Raw genomic sequence first — 25,458 nt, 5'->3', positions numbered from 1 at the left:
CAGCCCTTTCGATACCAAATAAAGAGAGATCCAATGAAATCAGTGTTTCTCAAACTTGCCCTGCTCGGCAGCCTGAGCCTGGCGAGCATCGCGGCCCAGGCCGAGGAAATCCGTGTGATGACCTCCGGCGGCTTCACCGCCGCCTACAAGCTCCTCGGCCCGAAATTCGCCGCCGACAGCGGCAACACCCTCGATACCGTTCTCGGCCCGTCCATGGGCAAGGCCCCGGAAGCCATTCCCAACCGGCTGGAACGCGGTGAAAAGGCCGATGTAGTGATCATGGTCGGCTACGCCCTCGACGAGTTGATCAAGCAAGGCAAGGTCCTGCCCGGCTCGCGGGTCGAGCTGGCTGATTCGCGGATCGGCCTGGTGGTACGCGCAGGCAGTGCCAAACCGGCCATCGGCACCGAAGCCGAACTGAAAGACACGCTGCTCAAGGCCAAGTCCGTGGCCTACTCCGACAGTGCCAGCGGCGTGTATATCCAGGATCAGTTGTTCAAGCGCCTGGGCATCGAAACGCAGCTCAAGCCCAAGGCAACCATGGTGCCGAAGATCCCGGTGGCCTCGGTGGTGGCAACCGGTGACTTTCAACTGGGCTTCCAGCAGGTCAGCGAACTGCTGCCGGTGCCAGGGGTGACCTATGTCGGCAAGATCCCGGAATCAGTGCAGTCGGTGACACGTTTTGCCGCCGGGATCCCGGTGGGGGCCGAGCATCCGGCACAGGCCAAGGCCCTGCTTGAATACCTCGCCGCTCCGGCCGCCCAAGCCACCGTGAAGGCCACCGGGCTGGATTCCGTTCTTCATTGATCACACGCCGGTTTGCTCAGGATCCGCTGGTATGCGGCAGTTTCATCTCGACAATCAGCCGCTCCAGTTCCCGCGCCGCCGGGGTCAGCACCCGTCCCCGGCGCTTGAGCAACCCGACCTTGCGCATCACCTCCGGCTCGACCAACGGCACACTGGTGAGAATCGGATGCTCGTCGCCCACTGGCATCGCCATGGTCGGCACCGCCGCGATGCCCAATCCGGCCTCCACCAGACCGATCATGGTGGTGACGTGCCGGGTTTCACAGACCCCAGGTTTCTGCGCCTCGATCCCCACCAGCGCCTGGTCGAGCAGGAAGCGATTGCCCGAGGTCTTGTCGAGGCTGATGTAGTCCTGCTGGTACAACTCGGTCCAGGTCACGCTGGCCCGCCCGGCCAGCGGATGATCGCGGCGACAGGCCACGACATAACGCTCCTCGACCAATAACTCGAATTCGATTTCCGCCTGCAGGTTGCCGGTGAAACTCAAGCCGAAATCCGCTTCGCCACTGAGTACGGCGGCATGCACGTCATTGGCGCTGGAGTCGAGCACCTTGACCTTGATCTTCGGATATTGCCGGTGATAGTGAGCCACCACCTTGGGCATGAAGTAATAGGCCGCCGACGGCACACACGCCACCGTGACATGCCCGAGCCGGGTCGAGGCCACGTCGGTGATGCCCAGCAGTGCGAGGTCGAGATCGTCCAGCAAACGCTCCACGGTCGGCGCGAATGCCCGGCCTACCTGGGTCAGGCTGACCCGCCGGGTGGTGCGTTCGAACAGCCGGACACCGAGGGCTTCCTCGAGTTTGTCGACACGTCGGCTCAACGCCGGCTGGGAAATATTGATGGCCTGGGCCGCCTTGCGAAAACTGCCCTGTTCGACCACGGCGCGGAAGGCCTGCAAGTCGTTCAAATCGAAGTTGATGGCCACCGGGCTTACTCGTCGGAAACTGATTGATCAGTTTAACGCATGAGTCTGCCAGTTCGATGCATGAGTTAAGTTTGAATGCGCGTTATTCGTCGCAATCGAACAGGAGCCAGCTTGCCGGCGATGGCGTCTTTGAGGACGCCAAAAGCTTCGCGGGCAAGCCTCGCTCCTGCAGTTACGCGGTGTTTTCAACCCATTTGATCGGTCACGGCCGCCGCAACCTCTTATCAGAACTTGTAGGTCGTCGACAGACTGACCACATCGCCGGAAGCTTCCACCTTGCCATTCAGGGTCGAGCCACCCAGGCGATCTACGTTCTGGGTATTGATCGGAGCATCTTTCACAAACTGGTGTGAATAGGCCCCATCGACGCTCAACCCTGGTATTTCCTTGACCTCATAGCCAAAGCCCAGGGAAGTGAACCAGCGGTTGTTGTCCGGGATCCGCGGATCGCGGGTCGAATTGCGGGTCGGAGTCTCGTCGAAGGCCACACCGGCGCGCAGGGTCAGGCGATCAGTGAACCGATAGTCACCGCCCACCGAGTACATCATGGTGTCCTTGTAGTTATAGGGAATCGAGACGATAAGATTGCCATTGGACTTCAGCGTCAGATCCTGGAAAGACGACCATTGGGTCCAGGTTGCACTGACACCCAGGGTGAAACGATCATTGAACACATGCACCCAGTCCAGGCCGGCCGTGGCGGGGATATCCAGCTGGGTACTGGCGTTGGCACCGTCCGGATTGAGGCTGAGTCCGGGATAGGCCAGCCCTACCAGGGTCTCTCCGTTGGGCCCTACCGGTTGGGTGGTGTACTCCCTGCCGATCGAATCAGCGTAAATATTGTATTTGCCCTCCAGCTTGTTCTTGATCTTGGCGTGATAGTTCAGCCCGAGGGTGTCCCTATCGGTCGGTTTCCAAACCACCCCGGTAAACCAGCCGACCGAGGTGTTGTCCACCTTCACACGCATCAGGTTCGAGCCGACGCCCGATGGGAAGGGAATGCCTCCCAGCCCCGGGGACAAGGCTGCCGCGCCAGTCAGGTTGAGGTTCTGGCTGACGAACCCATTGGTGTGTTGCACGATGACACCGCCGCCCACCGAAAAGGCATCGTTGACCTTGAACGACAGCGAGCCCGTAAGTCCTATGGTCTCGATCTTGGTATCCACGGCAAAGTCACGGCCTTTCCAGTCTTCATCCCAGGTACTGCGCATCCCCTGGGGAACCACCTGGCTGAGGCCAAAAGCAAAACGATCATTGATCGGTATGACCAGGAACCCGGTTGGAACCCAGGCCGTAAAACCGCCTTGGCCACCATTGCCGGTCAGCGGGATCGGATCGCCAAGAGAACCATCGGGATTGACTGGCGTTGTCGACGCGGGATTGCCTTGATAATCGGTAGCGGTACCCGTGTACTTCAATTTGATACGGGCATAGTCGACCGTGAGTTGCGCGACATTCTGATCAATGAAGGCCATGGCCGCCGGGTTGTTGTAGGCAGCGCTGGGATCATTCTTGAACAGTGAACCACCACCGAAGGCACGCCCCCAGCCAGGTGCACCGTAGGTCGGCGTCGAAAACCCACCGGCCTGGACAGACCCAGCTGTGACCAGCCCCCCCAAAACTGCCAGTGCGACAGCGACGTGCAATTGTTGTTTCTTATTATTCATTCCCCGCTCCTTATTATTATCAACCGCAACAAATCATTCCGGCTCACCAGCACTCGACAGACGCCTCCGAAGAGGCGCCGGTCTTATCAACGAGTGATCAGCACGTTGTTCTCAACCCAACCTCAAGGGTTGGTAATGACGAAGGTCGGACTCGGTGAGACGCTGAGCTGAGTGATTTTGCAGGTGCCGACGGATTGTGGGCTGCTCGAAAGAGTCAGCGCGCCGCCACCGTAGTTGGTAAGAATGTTGGCGGTGCCGCAATTGGAAAGAATCTTGAAGCTGACCCCCGAGACTGTTGCCGTGGTGGTGGAGGTCGGTGTCAGAGTCCAGGGCAGGTTTTGCATCACCGGAATACCACACAGAAAGTTGCTGCCACTGACGGAGGCATTGGTGATCGAGGCGGTTTTACTGTCAGATGCGACCGTACCGCTGAAAGTGATGTTACATTGAACCGGAATATTTCCCGAGGCCGGCGAACTCACTGTAATGGTACCTGGCGCACTAAATGAACTTCCAGCAGCAGGGCTGGTGATGGTTGCCGCGTTAACCATGGATGCCGCGCCTAAGCAGACAGCCATTGCCGTGAACGAGACGAGCGTCTTGATGCCTTTCATTGTTGTTATTCCTCACATGGTATGGCGATTCATTTCGCCGGGGGTAATGGCCTTTACGGACAACACGGAGTACCACGACAGCAACAGCGACCGAGCTTCCTTTTCCAGCCAAACTTTCAAAATCCGCTGTATAACTTTTTAACAGCCGTCCAATAACGGGTTATTCCATTCAGGGCACAACCCGAAAGTTCGGCGGCATCTGGATCGATACCGTCTTGATGGTGCAGCCGCCGTCCAATGCCACATCCGCCGCCTGGAGTTTTCCGCTGCTGTTGTTCCAGGTGCCGGTTGCCGTGGTCGGCCCGCAATCACCACCGACAAAGGGGGCGTGCACCGTGACCTGGATACCGGACATCGAGCCGCTGCCCTCGTCCCTGGCCACCAGCTTCCAGGGCAAGTGCGTGGCCTCGACCTGGCCGCACTTCAGGCCACCGTCGAAACCGACCTTCTCGACACTGGCATAACTGCCGTCGGCGCTGATCCGGCCGCTGACTTCAATGGTGCAGTCGGCATTGATGATGCTCTTGGCAAAACTGATCGGGCCCTTGGCGCTGAACTCGCTATTGGCCGGTTCCATCCGCGCGGCGGCAAACGCCGGGGCCACGGCCGAAAAACCCAGCAGTACCGCAAGTACCCGAAAAGCTAATAGAATTGAGTGCATGGCTGACGTCCTTCCTGGTCTTTATTGTTGTTTTATGGAGCAACTTCATCTTCCATCCGGGACCCCTTCGCCAATCTTGGCGTGAGTCTTCCCGCCATGCGCACTTTGAAAAATGGGCATGTTATTCAATGGTTCTATTCAATCCGTGTGACGAGTGCCGTAGCGCCTTAATAACTCCAAACGTCGGGAGGGCTGCAAGTTGGCCAGCCGCACATTGCCCTGATAGTGCGCCAACACCCGGTGATCCATCAGCCGCCGCCAGAGAAATGGTACATAGGCCCAGACAATCATACTTGCGTAACCGTATGGCAGTTGCGGCGACTCATCGAAGTGACGCAAGGCCTGATAACTGCGTGTCGGGTAAGCATGGTGATCGGAATGCCGCTGAAGTTGAAAGAGAAAGATGTTGGTGACAATCCGATTACTGTTCCAGGAGTGCCGTGGCGAACAGCGCTCATAACGGCCATTGGGTAACTTCTGGCGCAACAGGCCGTAGTGTTCGACATAGTTCACCACTTCCAGCAACGAGAATCCGTAGATCCCCTGGATCAGCAGGAAGGGAATTACCGCGCTGCCCAGCCAGAGGATCAAGCCGCCCCACATCACCACGCTGAACATCCAGGCGCCGAGCACGGTGTTTTTCCAGTGCAGGGCCGGCAGCCCGAGCTTGCCCAGCCGATCACGCTCCAGGTGCCAGGCCGAACGCAGGCTGTGGTAGACCGAGCGCGGCAGGAAGCGCCAGAAACTTTCTCCCAGTCGCGAGCTGGCCGGGTCTTCCGGGGTGGCAACCCGCACGTGATGACCACGGTTGTGCTCGACGAAGAAGTGGCCATAGAAGGTCGGCGCCAGGGACAACTTCGCCAGGAACTGCTCCAGTGGCCGGGTCTTGTGTCCCAGCTCATGGGCAATGTTGATGGCGATCCCGGTGGCGGCCCCGGTGGACATTGCCATACCCAGGTAGGTGAACGCACCGACGCTGCCGTGCACCTGGGCACGCTCGGTGATATAGCCCATCAGGCTCGCCAGACCACCGTGCAACGACCACGCCTCGCCGAGCCGCAGCAGACCACCGCCGATCAACCAATCGATGCCGCCCGCCGCCAGCCAGGCGGTGCTGATCATCGACAGGGTGACCAGGGCCACGCAGGTGTAGATGATCCAGCGGTAGTAGGTCTGTTTCTCAAGATCCGGAACCATGGTTTCCGGTGGATTGTTGCGGTCTTCGCCAAACAGGCCGTCGATCATCGGGATCAGCCCGAAGATCACCAGCACCCCGCTCCACCACAAGGACTGGATGCCGGTGGCAAGGGCGAACAGGCCGGACAAGAGTGGCGTGGCCATTGGCAAAGCACCAAGCCACCACAGATGCCGCTTGCCGTCGGTCCAGATCCCGGGTGCCGCCAGGGAAGCGCTCATGGCAGCCTCCGCAGGGTCACAACAGCACACGGCCGCGCATCCGACTGATGGGCAGGCAGGAAGAAAGCAAATGCGTCAGAAAGCGTTATTTTCATTATTTTAATCGCTCAATTGCACTTTCAAAAAAAACATTCAAAACATTTTTTTAAATATTTAGCCCGATTTCGTTAGCTCGTCAACTATTTTTTTATCGAATGTTGAATGTCGTCACGTCGCGCTGGATCAACCTGCCAGCCGCTCGCTCAGGAAGCCCCCAGCACCGGGGTTGCCTGATCCACGGCGAGCCCGGCTTGCGGTTTTGCCCGCAGGGCGATGCTGCGGACCAGCTCGACCACCGGCGCCACGGCGGTGACCGGCAACATATGTCCGGCCCCTTCGACAATCTCCAGGGACAGGCCTGGCAGCTTGCCGAGCATCGATTCGCCGTGCTTGCGGTAATTCAGTACGCGGTCCTTGGAGCCATAGATCAGGCCCACCGGCAGCTTGAGGGAGGGATAGCGCCTGACCATATCCGGGAGGTCATTGTTCACCGTGGCGATCTCACTGGAGGCGCAATAGAAGTTATCGCTGCGCATGCCCAGCAACCCGCCGCCGCGCTCGGCAAAGTCATCGGGCGGCGGCTCGGGAGCGAACACTGCCCTGATCAGGGCCTTGCGCCCGAGCATCCCGATGGGTGTGGCCAGGACCCGCGCAAACCAGCGGCGCAAGAATGCCGGCCTCACCCCCAATGACAGAAACACCGGAGGCAGGAGGGGTTGGGGATGGGTCAAGGGGGCTACCAGCACCAGGCCGCTAACCGACTGCGGATGATCCAGCGCCAGGGACAGCGCCAGGGCGCCACCGAGGGAATGTCCGAGTACCAGTGGGCGATCGAGGTCCAATTTGCCGATGAATTCGGCGATCAGCCTGGCCTGCGCCGGGATATCAACCTCGGCACCCGGGTGACGGGAAGAATAGCCGGAGCCGGGACGGTCCAGGGTAATCACCCGGAACTCTTCGCGCAGACGCGGCGACAAGGCATAGGTGAGGTTGCGTCCACAGCCGGACAGTCCATGGATCATCACCAGGGCCGGGCCGCTGCCCTCATCCACATAATGAATCCATTCGCCGCCCACCTCGATAAAACGCCCCTCGGCGGGCACCGCGGCTTCGATGCCCCGGTTGATCCGTGAGCTGATGACCCATAGCGCGGCATTTGCCGCCGCAAAAAGTGCAACCCCAACGCCCCATCCCATTGCTCGCCCCTTGCATCCCTGCCCAAGGCGCAGCGCCGGGATTGGCTGCCACCTCGAGAATCGCCTACACCTGATAAACAGGCCCATCGGTCGGATGAGTCGCCAGGGTTCGGCAGAACACTAGCGTAGGCGATATTTTCAGGTAAGTTATTTAAATTATTTTTTAAAACATTTAATTTAAATATGCAATGCTGAGGACTCATCCAACGCCACCAATCATCGGCAGGCGTTGCCACAATCGAGGTACACACCATGAATGCGTACTCGTCACCCCCGCCAGATGGCGAAGCCGTTGATATTGCGATCATCGGCGCCGGTTTTGCCGGATTGTGCATGGCCATTCGCTTGAAACAGGCCGGCATCAGCGACTTCTTCGTCGCCGAACGGGCCGACAGCCTGGGCGGCACCTGGCGCGACAACCACTACCCGGGCTGCGCCTGTGATGTGCAGTCGCATGTCTACTCCTTCTCTTTCGCGCCCAATCCGCACTGGAGCCGGCAATTTGCACCCCAGGCGGAAATCCGTGCCTATCTTGAGCGTTGCGCGAAGGATTTCGGTGTCACTCCCCACCTGCATTTCGACATGACCCTGAGCCGCGCAGTGTTCGACGAAAGCCGACAGCGCTGGGCCCTGAGCTTTGCCAACGGACGCCAGCTGTCGGCACGGGTGCTGATTTCCGGCATGGGTGGGCTCTCGCGTCCCGCGCTGCCGGATATTCCGGGGCTGGCGGACTTCCAGGGCAAAAGCTTCCATTCCCAGCACTGGGATCATGCTTATGCACTGGAAGGCAAACGGGTCGCGGTGATCGGCACCGGGGCCAGTGCCATCCAGTTCGTGCCGCGGATCGCCCCGAGGGTGGCGCACCTGAGCCTGTTCCAGCGCACGCCACCCTGGATCCTGCCCAAGCCGGATCGCGAATTGTCGACGGCCGAACGCTGGTTGTTCCGACACCTGCCCTTTACCCAACGCCTGGCCCGCTCGGCCATTTACTGGGCCCTGGAAAGCCGGGTGATTGCCTTCGCCCGCTATCCGAAGTTGATGAAGCTGGTACAGAAAATTGCCGTACGCCATCTGCACCGCCAGGTGGCCGCGCCGACATTGCGCAAGATCCTGACGCCCGACTACACCATCGGCTGCAAGCGCATCCTGATTTCCAACGACTACTATCCGGCGCTGGCGCGCAGCCACGTGAAAGTGGTCAGCCAGGCCGTCACGCGGGTCGAGGCCGATGCCGTGGTCACCGCCGACGGTGTCCGCCACCCCGTCGACTGCCTGATCTTCGGTACCGGCTTCCAGGCCACCGAACCCCTGCCCCGGGGCCTGATCATCGGACGCAACGGCCTCGACGTGCTCGATGCCTGGGCCGACGGCGCCCATGCCTACCTAGGTAGCTGCCTGCCGGGCTACCCGAACTTCTTCATGATCATCGGCCCGAACACCGGGTTGGGGCACAACTCGATGATCCTGATGATCGAGGCCCAGGTCACCTATATCCTTCAGGCCCTTGCGCAAATGCGCAGCCAGTGGATCGAGACCCTGGAGATCAGGCCCGAAGTGGAAAGTCGCTACAACGAGCGGCTTCAGCAGCAGCTCCAGCGCGCTATCTGGTCAACCGGCGGCTGTCGCAGTTGGTACCTGGACCCGCGCACCGGCAAGAACACCACCCTCTGGCCCGGCTCGACCTGGCGTTTCCGTCAGGTCACGCGTCATTTCCAGCTCGGCGATTACAAGGTTTCTGCCCGGATATCCCCAAGCCCGGAACCGGCTCCCGTTCAAGTCCGATCCCCCGGAGGCCACCCATGAAGACCTTCGACGGTAAAGTCGCCGCCATTACCGGGGCCGGTGCCGGCATGGGCCGCGCCCTGGCCATTGCCCTGGCCCGCGAAGGTTGCCACCTGGCCCTGGCGGACAAGAATCCCCAGGGCCTGGCACAGACCCTGGAACTGGCCCGGGCCGCCGCGCTACTACCGCTGCGCATCACCACCCGGGTCCTCGATGTCGCCGAACGCCAGGCTCTGTTCGACTGGGCGGCCGCCACGGCGGCCGAGCATGGCGGCGTCAACCTGGTGTTCAATAATGCCGGGGTGGCCCTGTCGAGTACCATCGAAGGCATGAGCCAGGAAGACCTCGACTGGATCATCGGGATCAATTTCTGGGGCGTGGTCCATGGCACCCAGGCCTTCCTGCCTTACCTCAGGCAGACCGGCCACGGCCATATCATCAACACCTCCAGCGTGTTCGGCTTGTTCGCCCAACCGGGGATGAGCGCCTACAACGCCAGCAAGTTCGCCGTGCGCGGCTTTACCGAGTCCTTGCGCCAGGAACTCGACCTGATGGACATCGGTGTCTCGGCCACCTGCGTGCACCCTGGCGGCATCAAGACCGATATCGCCCGTTCCAGCCGGATCAGTGACAACGTCAAGGGCCTGCTGATCGACAACGAGGAACAGGCCCGGGCGGATTTCGAGAAACTCTTTATCACCGATGCCGACCAGGCGGCCCGGAAGATCCTGCACGGCGTGCGAAGAAACCGTCGACGGGTGCTGATCGGCCGCGACGCCCATGCCCTGGATCTGCTGGTGCGCCTGCTGCCCAGCGCCTATCAGGCCCTGGTGGTGTTCGTCACCCGACGCATGTCGCCCTCGGGCAAACGCAAGACCCGGCCCGACGCCAGTGACGCCGGCGGTCTCAATTGAAAGGAGTGCCAGCCATGCTGCCTGTACGCCGTGATGTCCGTGTCGACCTGCCCGCCGAGCGTGCCAAGGACTGGCATGCCCAGGGCCCGTGGGTCACGCATTTCTTCAATGCCCTGTCCTTGCTGTTTCCCTCCGGCGAACTGTTCTTCATGGACAGCGTGCGCCATTACCGGGATCGGGTGCACGACCCCGAGCTCAAGCGCCAGATCCAGGGTTTCATCGGCCAGGAAGCCATGCACAGCCGCGAGCACTTGCGCTACAACGACATGCTGCAAGCCGCCGGCCTGCCGGCGCACAAGCTCGATCGACGGTTGCGGATAATCCTCGACTTCCAGAAAAAGCACTTCCCGCCCGCCTTCAACCTGGGCATCACCATTGCCCTGGAGCATTACACCGCAATGCTCGCTGATCTGATGTTGCGCGACCCGAGCCGCTTCGGCGACTCGGTCGAGGGTTATCGGCAGATGTGGATGTGGCATGCGCTGGAGGAGACCGAGCACAAGTCAGTGGCCTTCGATGTGTGGAATGCCGCGCTCAAGCCGGGACCAGGGCGCTACCTGATCCGTGTCGGCAGCATGCTCAGCACCACGCTGATGTTCTGGCTGGTGGTGTTCGACTTTCATGTGCGCCTGCTGATCGCCGACCGCAAGGCCGGTCATCCGCTCAAAGGTTGCTGGTCCATGCTCAAGTACCTGTTCGGCCGCCACGGCGTGTTCCCGTGTATCGCCCTGCCCTGGCTGGATTACTTCAAGCCCGGCTTCCATCCCTGGGACCATGACAACCGCGAGCATCTGCAACGCATCGATGCCCTGGTCGAGGCGATGGATAAGCAGCGCCCCTGATAGCCTGTCAGTCAGGCTCCACAGGCTGGACCTGACTGGCGGTATCGATACTCACCACCACCGACAGCCCCGGGCGCAGCCGGTCGATCTCCTCCTGCCCCGGGTCGACGATGATCCGTACCGGCACCCGCTGGGCGATCTTGACGAAGTTGCCGGTGGCGTTATCGGCCTGCAGCAGGCTGAACTCCGAGCCGGTCGCCGGGGCAATACGCTGTACCCGGCCAGAGAAACGACGATGGTTGAGGGCATAGACGGTAAAACTCGCCGCCTGCCCCACCCGCACATCCGCCATCTGGGTTTCCTTCATATTGGCGATCACCCAGTGCCGATCCGGCACCAGGGCCATCAACTGCGCGCCGGAGTTCACATACGCCCCCAGGCGCACGCCGATCTGCCCCAGTTGGCCGTCCCGGGGAGCGGTGATCCGGGTATTCGACAAATCGATCCGCGCCAGCTCCACCGCGGCCTCGGCGTTGGTCACCGCCGCCTCCAGTGAACCGCGATTGACCAACACGGTTTGCAGGTCCTGGCGGGAAATATCCAGCGCCGCCTTCGCCTGGGTCACCGCCGCGTCCGTCTGGGCATGGTCGGCACGGGTCACGTCGAGTTCACGCCGGGACACCGAGCCATCGGCGATCAGCGCTTCGTTGCGCTTGAGGTCGGCGCTGCTCTTGAGCACCTGGGCCCGGCTGTTGTCGAGGGCCGCCTGGCGCTGGGCAATGGTTGCCTCGGCGCTACGGCGCTGCTGCAGGTTGTTGGCCAGGGCGGCCTTCTGCACGTCCAGTTGGGCCAGGGCCTGGTCCAGTCGCTGCTTATAGATACGGTCGTCGAGGCGCACCAGCAGGTCGCCGGCCTTGACGAACTGGAAGTCCTGCACCGGCACTTCGTACACATAGCCGCTGAGCTGCGGACCGATCAACGTCACCTGTCCGCGCACCAGGGCATTCTCGGTGCTTTCGATGGCGCTGCCGAACGGCGGCAGCTGCCAGGCATACAACACGATCAGCACACCGGTGAGGGCAATCGCGGCAAAGCCCAGGGACGAGACGATCCGTACCCCCAGGGACCTTGGTTCGGTGGACGAAGCGCCGGCCGGGGTGACCCCTTCGGGGGTGGCGGCAATGGCATTGGTCGTGGTCGCAGGTTCGCTCATCGTGAAGGGGCACCGCTGGTGAGAGTGGGAGACGGGGCGTTGCGGGCAATCTTCCTGTTCATGCTGAGCAACCACAGGCTGCGGGCGAAGATCCACAGCATGGTCAGGACCGCGATCACCGCAATCAGCATGAACACATCGTTATAGGCCAGGATATTCGCTTCGCGGGTCGCCGACGCGGCCAGCGCCTGCATGCCCTGGGTGGTGCGCGCCGACGGGTCGAAAATCACCCCGGCATAGGCCGCGCTGCTGCTTTGCAGGCGTGCGGCGACCTGCGGATCGATCAGGGTCAGGTGTTCGACGATGCTGCTGGAGTGGAATTTCTCCCTCGCCACCTGGAAGGTCCCCAGCAACGCGGAGCCGATCAAGCCGCCGAGATTGTTGCAGATCCCGAACAACACCGAAAAGCTCACCAGGTTGCGCGGGTTGGTCACCACATTGCGGGTGCCCAGGGCCATGGTCGGGCCGAGGAAAAAGGTCCCGCCGAAGGCCAGCAGGAACTGACTGGCGTACATATTGGCCGGACGCGTCAGGTTGTTGGAAAAGCTGTCCATTGACGAGCCGACCGCCATCAGCGCCAGGGAAATGATCAGCGGCTTGAGCAGATGGTCGGGGTGAATGGTCAGGGCACTGGCCGCCAATCCGGCGATGCTGCCCAGCAGCATCACCCCATACAGGCTGCGCATCTGTTCGCTGCCCATGTTCAAGGCCTGGAGAAAGCCCACCGCGCCGGTGGACTGCTCCGAGAGCACCATGCGGATCAGGATCACCGCCAGCCCCAGGCGGATCATCGCCCCGCTGCCCAGCCAGCGGGTCATCAGCATCGGGTTGCTGCGGTTGTGTTCAATTGCCAGCCCGGCGAGGATCAGCACGATCGAGGCCGCCGAGGCGATGCCGATCCAGGGCGCTTCCAGCCACCAATCGATCCGCCCCAGGGACAGCACCGCGCAGAGCAGCGCCACGCCGGTAGCGAGGATGGCAAAGGTCAGGAAATCGAGTTTTTCAAAGGTCTTGAAGCGATCGCCCGGCGGCAGCTTGAGCAGGAACACGCAGCCCAAGGCCGCCAGGGCCAGTCCCAACTCGAACAGATACAGCCCACGCCACTCGGCGATCTGCAGCAGGTCCTCGGAAAACAGCCGGGCCAGGGGCAGCGCCAACTGCGAGGTGCCCAGCCCCAGCACCAGGGCCTTGAGCCGCCATTTAGCCGGAAAAGCCTGGATCATGTAATACAGGCCCAGGGAACTCAGGGCCGCGCCGACCATGCCGTGGGCCGCACGCACGGCAATCGCCGAACTCAGGTCATTGACGAACAGATGGCCGAAAGTCACCAGCGCATAGAGCACCAGGAACACCTCGGTGAAGGCTCGCAAGCCGAATTGCTGGCGAAACTTCACCAGCAACAGGTTCATCGAGACATTGGTCATGACATAGGCCGCCGGCAACCAGGCGATCTCCGCCGTGGTCGAGCCCAGGGCGCCTTGCAGGTACGGCAAATTGGCGATCACCAGCGAATTGCCGAGGCCGCCGGTCAAGGCCACCAGCAGTCCGACCATGGCATAGGCCCAGCGCCTGGGCGTGGAATGCAACGGCGTCGACGGCGATCCGGGCAGGCTGGGGCGCTCGTGGGGCTGCCAGTCGTGCGGCGCGTATTGGTTCATCGGGGCCTTGCTCCAAACACCGGAAGGCGACTCTTATTTGCGCGGCAACACAGATTACCTGAATCGCCGCTGTCTATTGAGCAAAAACAACAGGTCGTTCATCTCTTCTTCATAGGCTTTTCACATTTGGGCGTTTACCGTAGAATCCTGCCCGCGCTTCGGGCCAGGGAATTGATAAAAATCATGAACATAACGCTGCAATGCAGCTTTGACATTTCATTTTTTTAGGCTTAAATCGCCGCATGTCTTTTATTACCCCTGTATCATCCCACGGTCATGCCTCTATGCTTGTCCGCATAAAAGGTATCGTTCATTGTGCCCGAGCGTTGAGTCCGGCATGCTATCGGCTGGCTTGAAGCATCGCCGCACCATTGAAACCATTCTGGAAAGAAGCCTTTGAAACCTTATCCAATTCAGCGCGTGTCGATCGTTATCCCGGTCTATAACGAAGAACAGAGCCTGCCAGAACTGTTGCGCCGCACCGAGGCGGCCTGTTCGCAGTTGACCCAGGATGTCGAAATCATCCTGGTCGACGACGGCAGCCGTGATCGCTCCGCCGACATTCTCCAGGAAGCCGCCGAGCGTGAAGGCAGCCAGGTCATCGCCGTGATCCTGAACCGCAACTACGGTCAGCACGCCGCGATCATGGCCGGCTTCGAGCAATCCACCGGTGATGTGGTCATCACCCTGGACGCCGACCTGCAGAACCCGCCGGAAGAAATTCCGCGTCTGGTGGAACAGTGTGCCCTGGGCTTCGACGTGGTCGGCACCGTGCGCAACAATCGCCAGGACTCGGCCCTGCGCCGCTGGCCGTCGCGCCTGATCAACATGGCCGTGCAACGTTCCACCGGCGTCGCCATGAGCGACTACGGCTGCATGTTGCGCGCCTATCGCCGGACCATCGTCGATGCGATGCTGGCCTGCCGCGAGCGCAGCACCTTTATCCCGATCCTGGCCAACAGTTTTGCCCGGCACACCACCGAAGTACTGGTGCAGCACGCCGAGCGCGAGCACGGTGACTCGAAATACAGCCCGATGCGCCTGATCAACCTGATGTTCGACCTGGTCACCTGCATGACCACCACGCCCCTGCGGCTGTTGAGCATCATCGGTTTCACCATGGCCGGTCTCGGCGCCCTGTTCGCCATCCTGCTGGTGGTGCTGCGCCTGATCTTCGGCGCCGCCTGGGCCGGTGACGGTTCGTTCGTGCTGTTTGCTATCCTGTTCGTCTTTACCGGCGGCCAGTTCATCGGCATGGGGCTCCTGGGTGAATACCTGGGCCGCATGTACAGTGACGTGCGCGCACGTCCGCGCTTCTTCATCGAGAAAGTGCTGCGTAGCCAGCCGTCTCCTGCCAGCGCTGCTGGTGATACCCCTTCTACTACTACCTCCAATCAGGTCGCACCATGAATCCGAAAGTTGTCGTCTTCGCCTATCACGATATTGGTTGCACCGGCATCGAGTCCCTGCTCGCCGCAGGTTACGACATCGCCGCAGTGTTCACCCATGCCGACGACCCGAAGGAGAACGCCTTCTACGGTTCCGTAGCGCAACTCTGTGCTCGCAAGGGCATTACTGTGCACGCCCCGGAAGATGCCAACCATCCTCTGTGGATCGAGCGCATTGCCAAGCTGAGCCCGGACTACATCTTCTCGTTCTACTACCGCAACCTGTTGAGCGAAGAGCTGCTGGCCACCGCCAAGAACGGCGCGTTCAACCTGCACGGCTCCCTGCTGCCACGCTACCGCGGTCGCGCACCGGCCAACTGGGTGCTGGTCAACGGCGAAACCGAAACCGGCGTGACCCTGCACCGCATGGTCAAGCGTGCCGATGCCGGTGGCATCCTGGCGCAGAACCGCGTCGCCATCGACCGTGCCGACACCGCCCTGACCCTGCACACCAAGCTGCGTGACAGCGCTGCAGCCCTGCTGGGTGAAGCCCTGCCACAACTGGCTGCCGGCAAACTGAGCGAAACCGCCCAGGACGAGTCCAAGGCCACCTACTTCGGTCGCCGTACCCCGGCTGACGGCAAGCTGGTCTGGAAAAAGCCTGCCGAAGAGCTGTTCAACCTGGTCCGCGCCGTGACCCAACCTTACCCGGGTGCCTTCTGCGCCGTGGGCGAGCACAAGCTGATCGTCTGGAGCGCCGAAGTCGTCAAGGGCAACGAAGGTCAGGCCCCTGGCCGTGTAATCAGCGTCGACCCATTGCGCATCGCTTGCGGTGAAGACTCCCTGGTGATCAAGGCCGGTCAGCGCAACGACGCCGGCCTCTTCCTCAGCGGCCCGCAACTGGCCAACGAACTGGGCCTGGTGGACGGTTCCTTCCTGCGTGGCGCCGAGTCGGGCCGCAAGCCACGTCGTACCCGCGTACTGATCCTGGGCGTCAACGGCTTCATCGGTAACCACCTGTCCGAGCGCCTGCTGCGTGACGACAAGTACGACGTCTACGGTCTGGACATCGGCTCCGACGCCATCGAGCGCCTGCGCAGCCACCCGAACTTCCACTTCGTCGAAGGCGATATCAGCATCCACTCCGAGTGGATCGAGTATCACATCAAGAAGTGCGACGTGGTCCTGCCGCTGGTGGCCATCGCCACCCCGATCGAATACACCCGCAACCCGCTGCGCGTATTCGAACTGGACTTCGAAGAAAACCTGAAGCTGGTTCGCTACTGCGTCAAGTACAACAAGCGCGTGATCTTCCCGTCGACTTCCGAAGTCTACGGCATGTGCCAGGACGAGAACTTCGACGAAGACACCTCGAACCTGATCGTTGGCCCGATCAACAAGCAGCGCTGGATCTACTCGGTCTCCAAGCAACTGCTGGACCGCGTGATCTGGGCTTACGGCGCCAAGGGCCTGAACTTCACCCTGTTCCGTCCGTTCAACTGGATGGGTCCACGTCTGGACCGTCTGGATTCGGCGCGTATCGGCAGCTCCCGTGCCATCACCCAGCTGATCCTGAACCTGGTGGAAGGTACTCCGATCCGCCTGTTCGACGGCGGCGAGCAGAAGCGCTGCTTCACCGACATCGCCGACGGCATCGAGGCCCTGGCCCGTATCGTCGACAACGAGAACGACTGCTGCAACGGCCAGGTCATCAACATCGGTAGCCCGGACAACGAAGCCAGCATCCGTCAGCTGGGCGAAGAACTGCTGCGTCAGTTCGAAGCTCACCCGCTGCGCAGCAACTTCCCTCCGTTCGCCGGTTTCCGCGACGTGGAAAGCAAGGCGTTCTACGGTACTGGCTACCAGGACGTGTCGCACCGCAAACCAAGCGTCGAAAACGCCAAGCGCCTGCTGAACTGGGAGCCGACCGTCGAGATGAGCGAAACCATCGGTAACACCCTGGACTTCTTCCTGAAAGAAGCCATGCTCGAAATCGCGGACAAGCGCTGATGCAGGCTGGACTTCGCATCGATGTGGACACCTATCGCGGCACCCGTGAAGGGGTACCGCGGTTGCTGGAACTGCTCGACGAGGCCCAGGTCAAGGCGACGTTCTTCTTCAGCGTTGGACCGGACAACATGGGGCGCCACTTGTGGCGCCTCATCAAACCCCAGTTCCTCCTGAAGATGCTGCGTTCCAAGGCTGCCAGTCTTTATGGCTGGGACATCTTGCTGGCCGGCACTGCCTGGCCAGGCAAGCCGATCGGTCGGGATCTGGGGCATCTGATGCGCCAGACCCTGGCCGCCGGCCATGAGGTCGGCCTGCATGCCTGGGATCACCACGGCTGGCAGGCCAACGCCGGGCGCTGGAGCGAAGCCGAACTGATCGAACAGATCCGTCGCGGCGTCGATTGCCTGAGCGATATCACCGGGCAAGCCGTCGAATGTTCGGCCACCGCCGGTTGGCGAGCGGACGAGCGTGTCGTGCAAGCCAAGGAGCATTTCGGTTTTCGCTATAACAGCGACTGCCGCGGGCACGGTCTGTTTCTGCCACGGTTGGCGGATGGCAGCCTGGGGACCCCGCAAATTCCCGTGGACCTGCCTACCTTCGACGAAGTCGTGGGTGCGGATCTGGCCGCGAAAGATTTCAATGCGTTCATTCTCGACCGGTTCAGTCCGGCGCGCCTGAATGTCTACACGATTCACGCAGAAGTAGAAGGGATTCTGATGGCAAACGAGTTTCGCCAGCTGCTGGCCCAGGCCAAGGCGCGCGATATCGAGTTCCAACCCCTGGTCAATCTATTGCCGGCCCAACTGGACCGCCTGCCCGCAGGGCAATTGGTCCGAGGCACCCTCGGCGGCCGTGAAGGCTGGCTTGGGGTACAGCAGGGATGACCAGGCGCTGGGCTTTGCCGTTGCTGTTTCTCGCTTTTCTGCTGTTCTACCTCCTGCCACTGGTCACCCATGGCATGTGGATTCCCGACGAAACCCGCTACGCCCAGATCGGCCAGGAAATGCTCCGGCACGGCCACTGGGCGTCGCCGCATTTCATGGACCTGCGCTACTTCGAAAAACCCATCGCCGGCTACTGGATGATCGCCATCGGTCAGGCCATTTTCGGTGAGAACTTTTTCGGCGTGCGTTTCGCTTCGGCCCTGAGCACCGGGCTGAGCGTGCTGCTGGTCTATCTGATTGCCGGACGCCTGTGGAACGACGAACGCAAGCAGTTTGCCTGCGCCGCGTTGTACATGAGCTTCGGCCTGATCGCCGGGCAAGCCGGGTATGCCAACCTCGATCCGCAGTTCACCTTCTGGGTCAACCTGAGCTTCGTCGCCCTGTGGTTCGCCATCGACGGCAGTACCCCACGGGCACGCCTGTGGTCTTGGGTGGGCCTGGGCCTGGCCTGCGGCATGGGTTTCATGACCAAGGGTTTCCTCGCCCTGCTGTTGCCGGTGCTGATCGCCCTGCCCTACATGATCTGGCAGAAGCGTTTTCGCGAACTGGTGGGTTATGGCCTGGTGGCCGTGGTCGTGGCCACGCTGATCAGCCTGCCCTGGGTCCTGGCGGTTCACCTCCAGGAACCGGACTACTGGCGTTTCTTCTTCTGGCACGAGCATATCCGTCGTTTTGCCGCCGAAGACGCGCAACACACCCGGCCTTGGTGGTTCTACCTGCCGATGATCGTGGCTTCCAGCCTGCCATGGGCAGTGCTGTTCCCGGTGACCCTGAAGGACGCCTGGCGTACCAAGGGTCAGCGCATCACCGTGTTCCTGCTGCTCTGGCTGTTGCTGCCACTGGCGTTCTTCAGCCTCAGCCGCGGCAAGCTGCCGACCTACATCATGCCGTGCCTGATGCCCCTGGCGTTGCTGATGGGGCATTCGCTGATGGATCGCATCAAGCTTGCCCAAGGCCAGGTTCCTCGTCTCAACGGCCTGCTCAACCTGGTGTTGGGCCTGGCGGGACTGGCGGCACTGGTGTATTTCCAGATCAAGCAGCCGTTCTACGATAACGAGCCGTTGCACCTGACCCTGCTCTGCGTGTTCATCGGCAGCTGGATCCTGGTCAATCTCCTGCCCCTGCTCAAGCCGCTGACCTTCTGGGCCACCCCGGCGCTGGGCATGGGCATGCTGGTATTGCTGCTGCCGGCGGCGATGCCGAACGTCATCGTGCACAACAAGATGCCCGACCAGTTCATCGCCCACCATGCCGAAGAGTTGAGCCAGAGCCGCCACTTCCTGAGCAATGACCTGGGTGCCGCTTCGGCGCTGGCCTGGCGCATGAAACGCAGCGATATCACCCTCTACAACACCCAGGGTGAATTGCAGTACGGCCTGGGTTATCCCGAGACCGCCGGTCGCGCTCAGGATCTGAGCCAGATCCAGGCCTGGATGGACAACGCCCGGCGTGAAGGCCAGGTCGGTGTGGTGATGCGCGTCAAGGATGAGGACGAACTGCACGAGATCGACCTGCTGCCCAAGGATCATGTTCGCTATGAAGAAGGCAACATGGTTATCCTGATTTTTTCGAAGACCACCCCATGACCCTGATCTTGTTGCTCAGCGCTTGCTTGCTGACGTGCCTGGGCCAGGTCGCGCAGAAGTTCGCCGTCGAAAGCTGGCGCGGCCCGGACCTGGGCATCCTGCATAAACTGCGTTCGCCCTGGCTGTGGCTGGCCCTGGCCAGCCTCGGTTTCGGCCTGCTGGTCTGGCTGCTGGTCCTGCAACGGCTGGAGGTCGGGATTGCCTATCCGATGCTCAGCCTGAACTTTGTCCTGATCACCCTGGTGGCGCACTACCTGTTCAAGGAGTCGATCGACACCCGCCATTGGTTGGGCGTGGCGTTGATCATCGCCGGTGTGGTCCTGTTGGGGCGTCACGTATGAGCCAGGCTCGCGGTTTTACCCTGGCCACCGGCAGCGTCCTGCTGGTCAGCGGTGCCCAGTTGGGCATGCGTTGGAGCATGACCCGCCTGCCGGAACCGACACAGTGGCTGGACGCCCTGATGACTCAGGACGTATCGTTACTCGCCTTGGGTGTAGTGGCGGCATCGATCCTCGCCTACGCCCTGTCCATGCTTTGCTGGCTGGCCGCCTTGCGCGACCTGCCATTAGGCCGTGCCTACTCGTTGCTCAGCGTCAGTTACGCGCTGGTCTACCTGCTGGCCGCCGGCCTGCCGTTTTTCAATGAAAGCTTCAGTCTTTCGAAATCGCTGGGAGTGGCCCTGGTCATTCTCGGCGTGCTAACGATCAACTCTCCACGTATACCCCGTCCTAGGGACTCCGTATGAAAATCAGCGTAATTGGTAGCGGTTATGTCGGTCTGGTGCAGGCGACTGTGCTGGCCGAAGTCGGTCATGATGTCGTCTGCATGGACGTCGACCAGAACAAGATCGACTTGCTGCGTAAAGGCCACATCCCCATCTTCGAACCAGGGCTGGAGACCATGGTCAAGAGCAACCTGGAAAGCGGCCGCCTGCACTTCACCAGCGACGAAAAGCTGGCGATCGAGCATGGCCAGGTGCTGTTTATCGCCGTCGGCACGCCGTCGGACGAAGACGGTTCGGCTGACCTCAAGTACGTCCTCTCGGTGGGCGATGCCGTGGTCCGTCACCGCGTCGATCCGCTGATCCTGGTGGAAAAATCCACCGTTCCGGTAGGCACCGGCGACACCCTGCGCGCGCACATTCAAGCCGCCCTGGACAAAGTCGGCCGGACCCTGGAATTCGATATCGTCTCCAACCCGGAATTCCTCAAGGAAGGTTCGGCGGTGGAAGACTGCCGTCGTCCGGACCGGATCGTCATCGGCTGCGAGCGTGAAGAAGTCCGCGAAGTGATGCGCGACCTCTACGCCCCGTTCAACCGCAACCATGACCGCATCATGTTCATGGACCTGCGCAGCGCCGAGCTGACCAAGTACGCCGCCAACTGCATGCTGGCGACCAAGATCAGCTTTATCAACCAGATCGCCGAACTGGCCGAACACCTGGGCGCGGACATCGAAGCCGTGCGCATGGGCATCGGCGCCGACCAGCGCATCGGTTACCACTTCATCTACCCGGGCTGCGGCTACGGCGGTTCGTGCTTCCCGAAAGACATGCGCGCCCTGATCCACAGCGCCCAGGCAGCCAACTGCTCGAGCGACCTGCTGCAAGCGGTCGAAGCGATCAACGAGCGTCAGAAGCACAAGCTGTTCGACCGCCTGAACGCGTTCTACAAGGGTGACCTGAAAGGCAAGACCTTCGCCCTCTGGGGCCTGGCGTTCAAGCCGAACACCGACGATATGCGCGACGCACCGAGCCGCGTGCTGATGGAAGCCCTGTGGGCGGCCGGCGCCCAGGTTCGCGCGTTCGACCCGGAAGCCATGCAGGAAACCCAGCGCATCTATCCGGATGAGCCGGGCCTGTCGCTGATGGGCACGCCGGAATCGGCACTGGTCGGCGCCGATGCGCTGATCATCTGCACCGAATGGCAACAGTTCAAGGCGCCGGACTTCGAACTGATCAAGCAGCGCCTGAAAGCGCCGGTGATCTTCGACGGCCGTAACCTGTTCGACGCCAACCGCATGCAGCGCAAAGGTTTCACCTACTTTGCGATCGGTCGCGGTGCGTCGCTGGATCTGCCGGTGACCCGTCACGGTCTGGAATGATGCCCTGACCCTTGCATAGGGTTACTGAGCAAACAAACGACGCGGTCATTTCGAAAAAATGACCGCGTTTTCGTTCCTAACGGGCTTGCCCGTTGTTTTAGGTCCACGGCCGTGACATTGACGTCCTCATCCCGTAACACCCTGAATCGCCAATCCCTCGGCCTGGGCCTGATCGCCCTGCTGCTGTTTATCGCCGGCGTCTATCAGCAAGCCGCCATCGGTTTCGACTCGCGCTTCGTGCTGTTCGCCGAGGAAATGCTGCGCCATGGTCCGAGTTTCTTCCCGACCACCTATGGCGAGCCGTATCCGGACTATTCGGCATTTTCCACCCTGTTGATCTGGTTGCTGTCGCTGCCGTTCGGCTCGGTCAACGCCCTCGCCGCCTGGCTGCCGAGCGCCCTGGCCTCGGCCTGGATCGTGGTGCTGATGTACCGGCTGGTGGCCCCGCATTCGCCCCGTTGGGCGCTGCTGAGCATTGCCTTGCTGTTGCTGACCAATAATTTCCTGATCGAAACCCGCGCGGTGTCCCTCGACCAGATGCTCGCCGCCGTGTCCCTGGCGGTGTTCTACCTGGGTTATGCCGCCAAATACTACGGCGCGCCGAAACGCAGCGTGCTGCTCCTGGCACTGCTGGTGCTCGGCTTTGCCATTCGCGGCCCCATGGGCCTGGTGATCCCCACCGGCATGCTGTGCAGCTTCTACCTGCTCAGCGGTCAATGGCGCCGGTTGTTCGTGTTTGGCTTCCAGGCCCTGTTCCTGCTGGCAGCCTGCATCGGCCTGCTGTTGTGGCTGGCTTCGCTCGATGGCGGCCCGGCCTTCCTCCAGGAAGTGATCCGTATGCAGTTCACCGGCCGCATGGACGGCTCGGCGGGCTCCAGCGGTACGCTGTATTACTTCAGCAGCGCTTTTGGCAACTACGCCCTGGCTTATCCATTGGCCGTGCTGGTTCTGGTTGCCATTCTGGCAACCGGTCGCCAGCATCGTGGGCCGGCCTTGCAACTGACCCTCTACGCGGTCGCGGCCGGCTTGATCGTGATGCTCGGCCTGTCGGTGCCCCAGGCGAAAAAAGCCCGCTATATCCTGCCGATGGTACCGATGGCGGCGATCATTGCCGCCTATCCGTTCCAGGTCGGGAAAGGCCGTCTGTTTGCCTGGCTGCGTGGGCTGATCCAGGGTCTCTGGTTGATCCTGCCGGGCCTGCTGATTGTCGGGATGTTCATGTTGCACCGGCGCTTCCCTGAAGAACTGCCAACCCTGGGCGTCGCGCCCTATCTGGTCGGGGCCTTGCAACTGATCGCCGTGGTGGCGTTGTTCAACGCCCGCTGGCGCGCGCTCGGGCTGGCCGGTTGTGCGGTGCTGGCGCTGTGGAGCAGCTATATCCTGATTGTCGAGCCGACCGAACGCGTCGCCTACGATACCCGCGCCTTTACCCAGGCGACCCAGCAGTTGATGCAAAAGGATCCTGCGCCGCTGGTCATGCACGCGGTGGGCAAGGATGGACGGGCGATCAAGTTCATGGTCAATGCCGAGGGCGATCTGCAGCCGATCTTCACCGAAACGCCTGAGCAGCTTCAGGGCGTGGCGCGACCGGCGTGGGTGATGATGGGCAAGGATCAGTATGACGCACTGAAAGGCACGGCTATCGGCGATCTGACGCCAGTACTCAGCCAGCGGTTCGACAAGAACGATTATGTGTTGTTGAAATTGCCGTAAACCAGCGGGAGCGTGGCTTGCCAGCGAGGCTTTGAGCGATCTTAAGGGCCTCTTCGCGGGCAAGCCCTGCTCCTACAGTTCTGCGTCGTACACAAGATCAGCAAACGACGACTCACTGTTGGAGCAGGGCTTGCCCGCGAAGCTTTTGGCGGCCTGGAGGCTGCTATCGTTTCCTGTATTACAGCATCAGGCGATAACTACACTCGCCCCCTTCAGCACATCCAGCCCTACCCCCACCAACGTCACCGAATCCGACCCGAAGGTCAGCACAGTGTCGTGTCCCACCACCTTGGCGTGGTCCTGGATAGTGTGTCCCTGGGAATCGGCATACCCCATGAACACCAGTTTGTCGGAAGCCTGGAAGCCGGTGATCTTGTCCTGGCCGAACGATCCGTTGAAGCCGTTGAACAGGAAGGTATTGCCCCCGCCCTTCGCATCCATCAGGTCATTGCCGGCACCACCGATAAACACGTTCCCCCCCTTGATCGCGCCAATCAGATGATCGTCGCCGCCATTACCCAACAGCCACTCCCCCGAAGACTTCGCCGTCAGGGTATCGGCCCCATCGCTGCCGACCTGCGAGTTGACATAACTTCCCTCGGACAAGCTCTGGTTGCCCACCACATGGGCCACGTCCTTGTTGAAGAACACCAGGCTCGACTCCTTGCTGACCAGGGTGCCGATATTCTGGGCAATGGTGATCCCGCCGCTGGCATCACGGATATACAAGGTGCCGTGGCCGTCATTGGCGATATCGAAGCTGGCCAGGGATTTCTGCAGATCGAAGGTGTTGTTGCCCTTGCCGCCGAGAATGATGTTGTAGCCACCGTCATCGCGGAAGGTATCGTTACCGCCGCGTCCCTCGATGTAATCGTTGCCACGCCCTCCCTTGAGCAGATCGTTGGCGTCGCTACCGATGATAAAGGTGCTGCCACTATGGGTTTCGGCATTGCGATTGAGATCCTGCACCCAGGTCTTGTCCCGCGCCGGATCCGACAGGTTGGCGACGATGATGGTCGAGTCCTTGCTGGTCAGGTTGTAGAACTGCGACCCCAGCACCCGATTCAAGCCATCGCCATAGGCCGTCGGCAGATGGGAAATCCAGGTGGCGACGTTACCGATGGAAAACGGCAGCACATTCCAGGCATCGGACGCGTAATGGTCGTTGAAGCTGACGATATTATTGGTCGCAGAGGCCTTGTTGGCATCGTGCACACCCAGGGTTGCCAGGGTCAGGTTGGAGCCGTCGAGGGCGCGGAACACCGGGTCGTTTTCATAACCGATATTCAGCACCTGGGTGCCCGGGCCGCTCTGGGTCGGTGAAGCAAAGGCGATGTAGTTGGCATCCTTGTAGAAACCACCCCAGTGGTCCTTGCTCAGGTCGGCCACGCTGTTGACCGCCAGCCCGCCGAGGCTGTGGCCGCTGACCAGCACATCCTTGCCGGAAAGACCGTTGGCCGCGGCAAAGGTCGCCACGCTCTTGAGCAGGCCTTCGAAGGCATTGGCGCTGTAGTTCTTCGCGTAATCCTTGGGTCCGATGGCCGCCAGCAAGTCGTTGATCGCATCGCCGATGGTGTCGCTGATCTGGCTTTCCCGCGGCCCGCTGGTGCCACGGAAGGACACACCGATCTCGGTCAGGTGCCCGCTGGCGTCGTACTTGCCGAGGATTTCCGCCTGCGCCGTGGTGTAGCCGGCCTTCTCGCCATAGAAGGTGCCGCGGGCATCGGTCTTGCCGCCGTAGCCCAGTTGCGCGGCACTGATGGGTGTCCAGCCGGCGGCCTTCACCGCCGCCAGCGCGGCTTTCTCCGAGTCCGGGTTCCAGGGGATCCCGGGGATGACCCCCTGGGCATCCGTGCCGCCGATCAGGGCCTTGACCAGGGTCGCCGGCAGGCCGAGACCGAAGCCGTTCTGCTGGTAGCCCACGGCAAAGCCGTTATCGAGGTTGTGGTAGGAGTACAAGGTGATCGCCATTGCATCGGAATACAGTGTTTTCGAAGCCTCGGCCCCTAGGTTTTTATAGTCAAACACACCCAT

21 protein-coding genes are annotated in these 25,458 nt (G+C 61.3%); 12 read left to right on the top strand and 9 right to left on the bottom strand.

Translation table 11 applies throughout. The features are described 5' to 3' along the window. The first annotated feature begins 33 nt into the window (after positions 1-33). Positions 34-807 (top strand): substrate-binding domain-containing protein, encoded by a 774-nt coding sequence (locus tag M5C56_RS11670; protein ID WP_103495147.1) that lies wholly within the window; start codon positions 34-36, stop codon positions 805-807. A 16-nt stretch (positions 808-823) separates the two neighbouring features. Here M5C56_RS11670 and M5C56_RS11665 read toward each other — a convergent pair whose 3' ends face one another. The 6 genes from M5C56_RS11665 to M5C56_RS11640 all read right to left on the bottom strand — a co-directional run bounded on the left by M5C56_RS11665 (position 824) and on the right by M5C56_RS11640 (position 7,331). After that, positions 824-1,738, bottom strand: a complete 915-nt coding sequence (locus tag M5C56_RS11665; RefSeq protein ID WP_103495146.1) for a LysR family transcriptional regulator — start codon at positions 1,736-1,738, stop codon at positions 824-826. Between the two features lie 224 nt (positions 1,739-1,962). Beyond that, a complete protein-coding gene (locus tag M5C56_RS11660) occupies positions 1,963-3,405 on the bottom strand; it encodes an outer membrane protein transport protein (protein ID WP_103495145.1) in 1,443 nt (480 codons plus the stop codon). A 122-nt stretch (positions 3,406-3,527) separates the two neighbouring features. Then, positions 3,528-4,019, bottom strand: coding sequence for an alkane oxidation protein activator PraB (gene praB / locus M5C56_RS11655; RefSeq protein WP_103495144.1), 492 nt, complete (start codon positions 4,017-4,019; stop codon positions 3,528-3,530). 169 nt (positions 4,020-4,188) lie between these two features. Further along, complete coding sequence (gene praA, locus M5C56_RS11650; protein WP_103495143.1) at positions 4,189-4,680, bottom strand: alkane oxidation protein activator PraA; 492 nt, start codon at positions 4,678-4,680, stop codon at positions 4,189-4,191. A 138-nt stretch (positions 4,681-4,818) separates the two neighbouring features. Next, positions 4,819-6,096, bottom strand: coding sequence for an alkane 1-monooxygenase (locus M5C56_RS11645; protein WP_103495142.1), 1,278 nt, complete (start codon positions 6,094-6,096; stop codon positions 4,819-4,821). A gap of 242 nt (positions 6,097-6,338) precedes the next feature. Then, positions 6,339-7,331: an alpha/beta hydrolase gene (locus M5C56_RS11640; protein WP_103495141.1), complete on the bottom strand. Its 993-nt coding sequence runs from the start codon at positions 7,329-7,331 to the stop codon at positions 6,339-6,341. A 252-nt stretch (positions 7,332-7,583) separates the two neighbouring features. Here M5C56_RS11640 and M5C56_RS11635 point away from each other — a divergent pair, with 252 nt between their 5' ends. From M5C56_RS11635 to M5C56_RS11625, 3 genes are read left to right on the top strand one after another with little or no spacing between them, the layout of a single operon-like run. Then, a complete protein-coding gene (locus tag M5C56_RS11635; protein ID WP_103495140.1) occupies positions 7,584-9,134 on the top strand; it encodes an NAD(P)/FAD-dependent oxidoreductase in 1,551 nt (516 codons plus the stop codon). Next, on the top strand, positions 9,131-10,027 hold the full coding sequence (locus M5C56_RS11630; RefSeq protein ID WP_103495139.1) for an SDR family NAD(P)-dependent oxidoreductase: 897 nt from the start codon (positions 9,131-9,133) through the stop codon (positions 10,025-10,027). Before M5C56_RS11635 ends, M5C56_RS11630 begins: the two co-directional genes overlap by 4 nt. Before the next feature lie 14 nt (positions 10,028-10,041). After that, positions 10,042-10,869: a metal-dependent hydrolase gene (locus tag M5C56_RS11625; protein ID WP_103495138.1), complete on the top strand. Its 828-nt coding sequence runs from the start codon at positions 10,042-10,044 to the stop codon at positions 10,867-10,869. A gap of 7 nt (positions 10,870-10,876) precedes the next feature. Here the strand turns inward: M5C56_RS11625 and M5C56_RS11620 are convergent, their stop codons facing one another. Further along, positions 10,877-12,022, bottom strand: a complete 1,146-nt coding sequence (locus M5C56_RS11620) for an HlyD family secretion protein (RefSeq protein ID WP_103495137.1) — start codon at positions 12,020-12,022, stop codon at positions 10,877-10,879. Continuing rightward, positions 12,019-13,680: an MFS transporter gene (locus M5C56_RS11615; protein WP_103495136.1), complete on the bottom strand. Its 1,662-nt coding sequence runs from the start codon at positions 13,678-13,680 to the stop codon at positions 12,019-12,021. The genes M5C56_RS11620 and M5C56_RS11615 overlap by 4 nt, the downstream gene beginning before the upstream one ends. Before the next feature lie 396 nt (positions 13,681-14,076). Here M5C56_RS11615 and arnC point away from each other — a divergent pair, with 396 nt between their 5' ends. The 8 genes from arnC to M5C56_RS11575 all read left to right on the top strand — a co-directional run bounded on the left by arnC (position 14,077) and on the right by M5C56_RS11575 (position 23,424). Further along, positions 14,077-15,090, top strand: a complete 1,014-nt coding sequence (arnC, locus tag M5C56_RS11610; protein ID WP_103495135.1) for an undecaprenyl-phosphate 4-deoxy-4-formamido-L-arabinose transferase — start codon at positions 14,077-14,079, stop codon at positions 15,088-15,090. After that, positions 15,087-17,078, top strand: a complete 1,992-nt coding sequence (gene arnA, locus M5C56_RS11605) for a bifunctional UDP-4-amino-4-deoxy-L-arabinose formyltransferase/UDP-glucuronic acid oxidase ArnA (RefSeq protein ID WP_103495134.1) — start codon at positions 15,087-15,089, stop codon at positions 17,076-17,078. Before arnC ends, arnA begins: the two co-directional genes overlap by 4 nt. Further along, entirely contained in the window at positions 17,078-17,962 is an 885-nt protein-coding gene (gene arnD / locus M5C56_RS11600) for a 4-deoxy-4-formamido-L-arabinose-phosphoundecaprenol deformylase (protein ID WP_100943353.1), read from the top strand. Before arnA ends, arnD begins: the two co-directional genes overlap by 1 nt. Beyond that, complete coding sequence (gene arnT, locus M5C56_RS11595; protein WP_103495133.1) at positions 17,959-19,608, top strand: lipid IV(A) 4-amino-4-deoxy-L-arabinosyltransferase; 1,650 nt, start codon at positions 17,959-17,961, stop codon at positions 19,606-19,608. The genes arnD and arnT overlap by 4 nt, the downstream gene beginning before the upstream one ends. Continuing rightward, entirely contained in the window at positions 19,605-19,949 is a 345-nt protein-coding gene (arnE, locus tag M5C56_RS11590; RefSeq protein ID WP_103495132.1) for a 4-amino-4-deoxy-L-arabinose-phosphoundecaprenol flippase subunit ArnE, read from the top strand. Before arnT ends, arnE begins: the two co-directional genes overlap by 4 nt. Continuing rightward, positions 19,946-20,353, top strand: coding sequence for a 4-amino-4-deoxy-L-arabinose-phosphoundecaprenol flippase subunit ArnF (arnF, locus tag M5C56_RS11585; RefSeq protein WP_103495131.1), 408 nt, complete (start codon positions 19,946-19,948; stop codon positions 20,351-20,353). The genes arnE and arnF overlap by 4 nt, the downstream gene beginning before the upstream one ends. Beyond that, on the top strand, positions 20,350-21,711 hold the full coding sequence (locus M5C56_RS11580; RefSeq protein WP_103495130.1) for a UDP-glucose/GDP-mannose dehydrogenase family protein: 1,362 nt from the start codon (positions 20,350-20,352) through the stop codon (positions 21,709-21,711). Before arnF ends, M5C56_RS11580 begins: the two co-directional genes overlap by 4 nt. Positions 21,712-21,828: 117 nt before the next feature. Next, a complete protein-coding gene (locus M5C56_RS11575; RefSeq protein WP_103495129.1) occupies positions 21,829-23,424 on the top strand; it encodes a glycosyltransferase family 39 protein in 1,596 nt (531 codons plus the stop codon). Positions 23,425-23,610: 186 nt separating this feature from the next. Here the strand turns inward: M5C56_RS11575 and M5C56_RS11570 are convergent, their stop codons facing one another. Beyond that, on the bottom strand, positions 23,611-25,458 hold the full coding sequence (locus M5C56_RS11570) for a polyurethanase (RefSeq protein ID WP_247263126.1): 1,848 nt from the start codon (positions 25,456-25,458) through the stop codon (positions 23,611-23,613).

This window comes from Pseudomonas sp. MWU13-2862 (assembly GCF_023242495.1).
Lineage (GTDB): Bacteria > Pseudomonadota > Gammaproteobacteria > Pseudomonadales > Pseudomonadaceae > Aquipseudomonas > Aquipseudomonas gingeri_D.
The sequence above is the reverse complement of the archived record's forward strand: the minus strand, read 5'-3'. Positions and strand labels throughout refer to the sequence as shown.

What these genes read in the sequence shown, in the direction of transcription:
- M5C56_RS11640 (WP_103495141.1), bottom strand. Translation starts at nt 7,331, where the DNA reads ATGGGATGGGGCGTTGGGGTTGCACTTTTTGCGGCGGCAAATGCCGCG.
- arnF (WP_103495131.1), top strand. Translation starts at nt 19,946, where the DNA reads ATGAGCCAGGCTCGCGGTTTTACCCTGGCCACCGGCAGCGTCCTGCTG.
- arnT (WP_103495133.1), top strand. Translation starts at nt 17,959, where the DNA reads ATGACCAGGCGCTGGGCTTTGCCGTTGCTGTTTCTCGCTTTTCTGCTG.
- arnA (WP_103495134.1), top strand. Translation starts at nt 15,087, where the DNA reads ATGAATCCGAAAGTTGTCGTCTTCGCCTATCACGATATTGGTTGCACC.
- M5C56_RS11630 (WP_103495139.1), top strand. Translation starts at nt 9,131, where the DNA reads ATGAAGACCTTCGACGGTAAAGTCGCCGCCATTACCGGGGCCGGTGCC.
- M5C56_RS11645 (WP_103495142.1), bottom strand. Translation starts at nt 6,096, where the DNA reads ATGAGCGCTTCCCTGGCGGCACCCGGGATCTGGACCGACGGCAAGCGG.
- M5C56_RS11580 (WP_103495130.1), top strand. Translation starts at nt 20,350, where the DNA reads ATGAAAATCAGCGTAATTGGTAGCGGTTATGTCGGTCTGGTGCAGGCG.
- M5C56_RS11635 (WP_103495140.1), top strand. Translation starts at nt 7,584, where the DNA reads ATGAATGCGTACTCGTCACCCCCGCCAGATGGCGAAGCCGTTGATATT.
- M5C56_RS11615 (WP_103495136.1), bottom strand. Translation starts at nt 13,680, where the DNA reads ATGAACCAATACGCGCCGCACGACTGGCAGCCCCACGAGCGCCCCAGC.
- M5C56_RS11670 (WP_103495147.1), top strand. Translation starts at nt 34, where the DNA reads ATGAAATCAGTGTTTCTCAAACTTGCCCTGCTCGGCAGCCTGAGCCTG.
- M5C56_RS11570 (WP_247263126.1), bottom strand. Translation starts at nt 25,458, where the DNA reads ATGGGTGTGTTTGACTATAAAAACCTAGGGGCCGAGGCTTCGAAAACA.
- arnE (WP_103495132.1), top strand. Translation starts at nt 19,605, where the DNA reads ATGACCCTGATCTTGTTGCTCAGCGCTTGCTTGCTGACGTGCCTGGGC.
- M5C56_RS11620 (WP_103495137.1), bottom strand. Translation starts at nt 12,022, where the DNA reads ATGAGCGAACCTGCGACCACGACCAATGCCATTGCCGCCACCCCCGAA.
- M5C56_RS11660 (WP_103495145.1), bottom strand. Translation starts at nt 3,405, where the DNA reads ATGAATAATAAGAAACAACAATTGCACGTCGCTGTCGCACTGGCAGTT.
- praA (WP_103495143.1), bottom strand. Translation starts at nt 4,680, where the DNA reads ATGCACTCAATTCTATTAGCTTTTCGGGTACTTGCGGTACTGCTGGGT.
- arnD (WP_100943353.1), top strand. Translation starts at nt 17,078, where the DNA reads ATGCAGGCTGGACTTCGCATCGATGTGGACACCTATCGCGGCACCCGT.
- M5C56_RS11625 (WP_103495138.1), top strand. Translation starts at nt 10,042, where the DNA reads ATGCTGCCTGTACGCCGTGATGTCCGTGTCGACCTGCCCGCCGAGCGT.
- praB (WP_103495144.1), bottom strand. Translation starts at nt 4,019, where the DNA reads ATGAAAGGCATCAAGACGCTCGTCTCGTTCACGGCAATGGCTGTCTGC.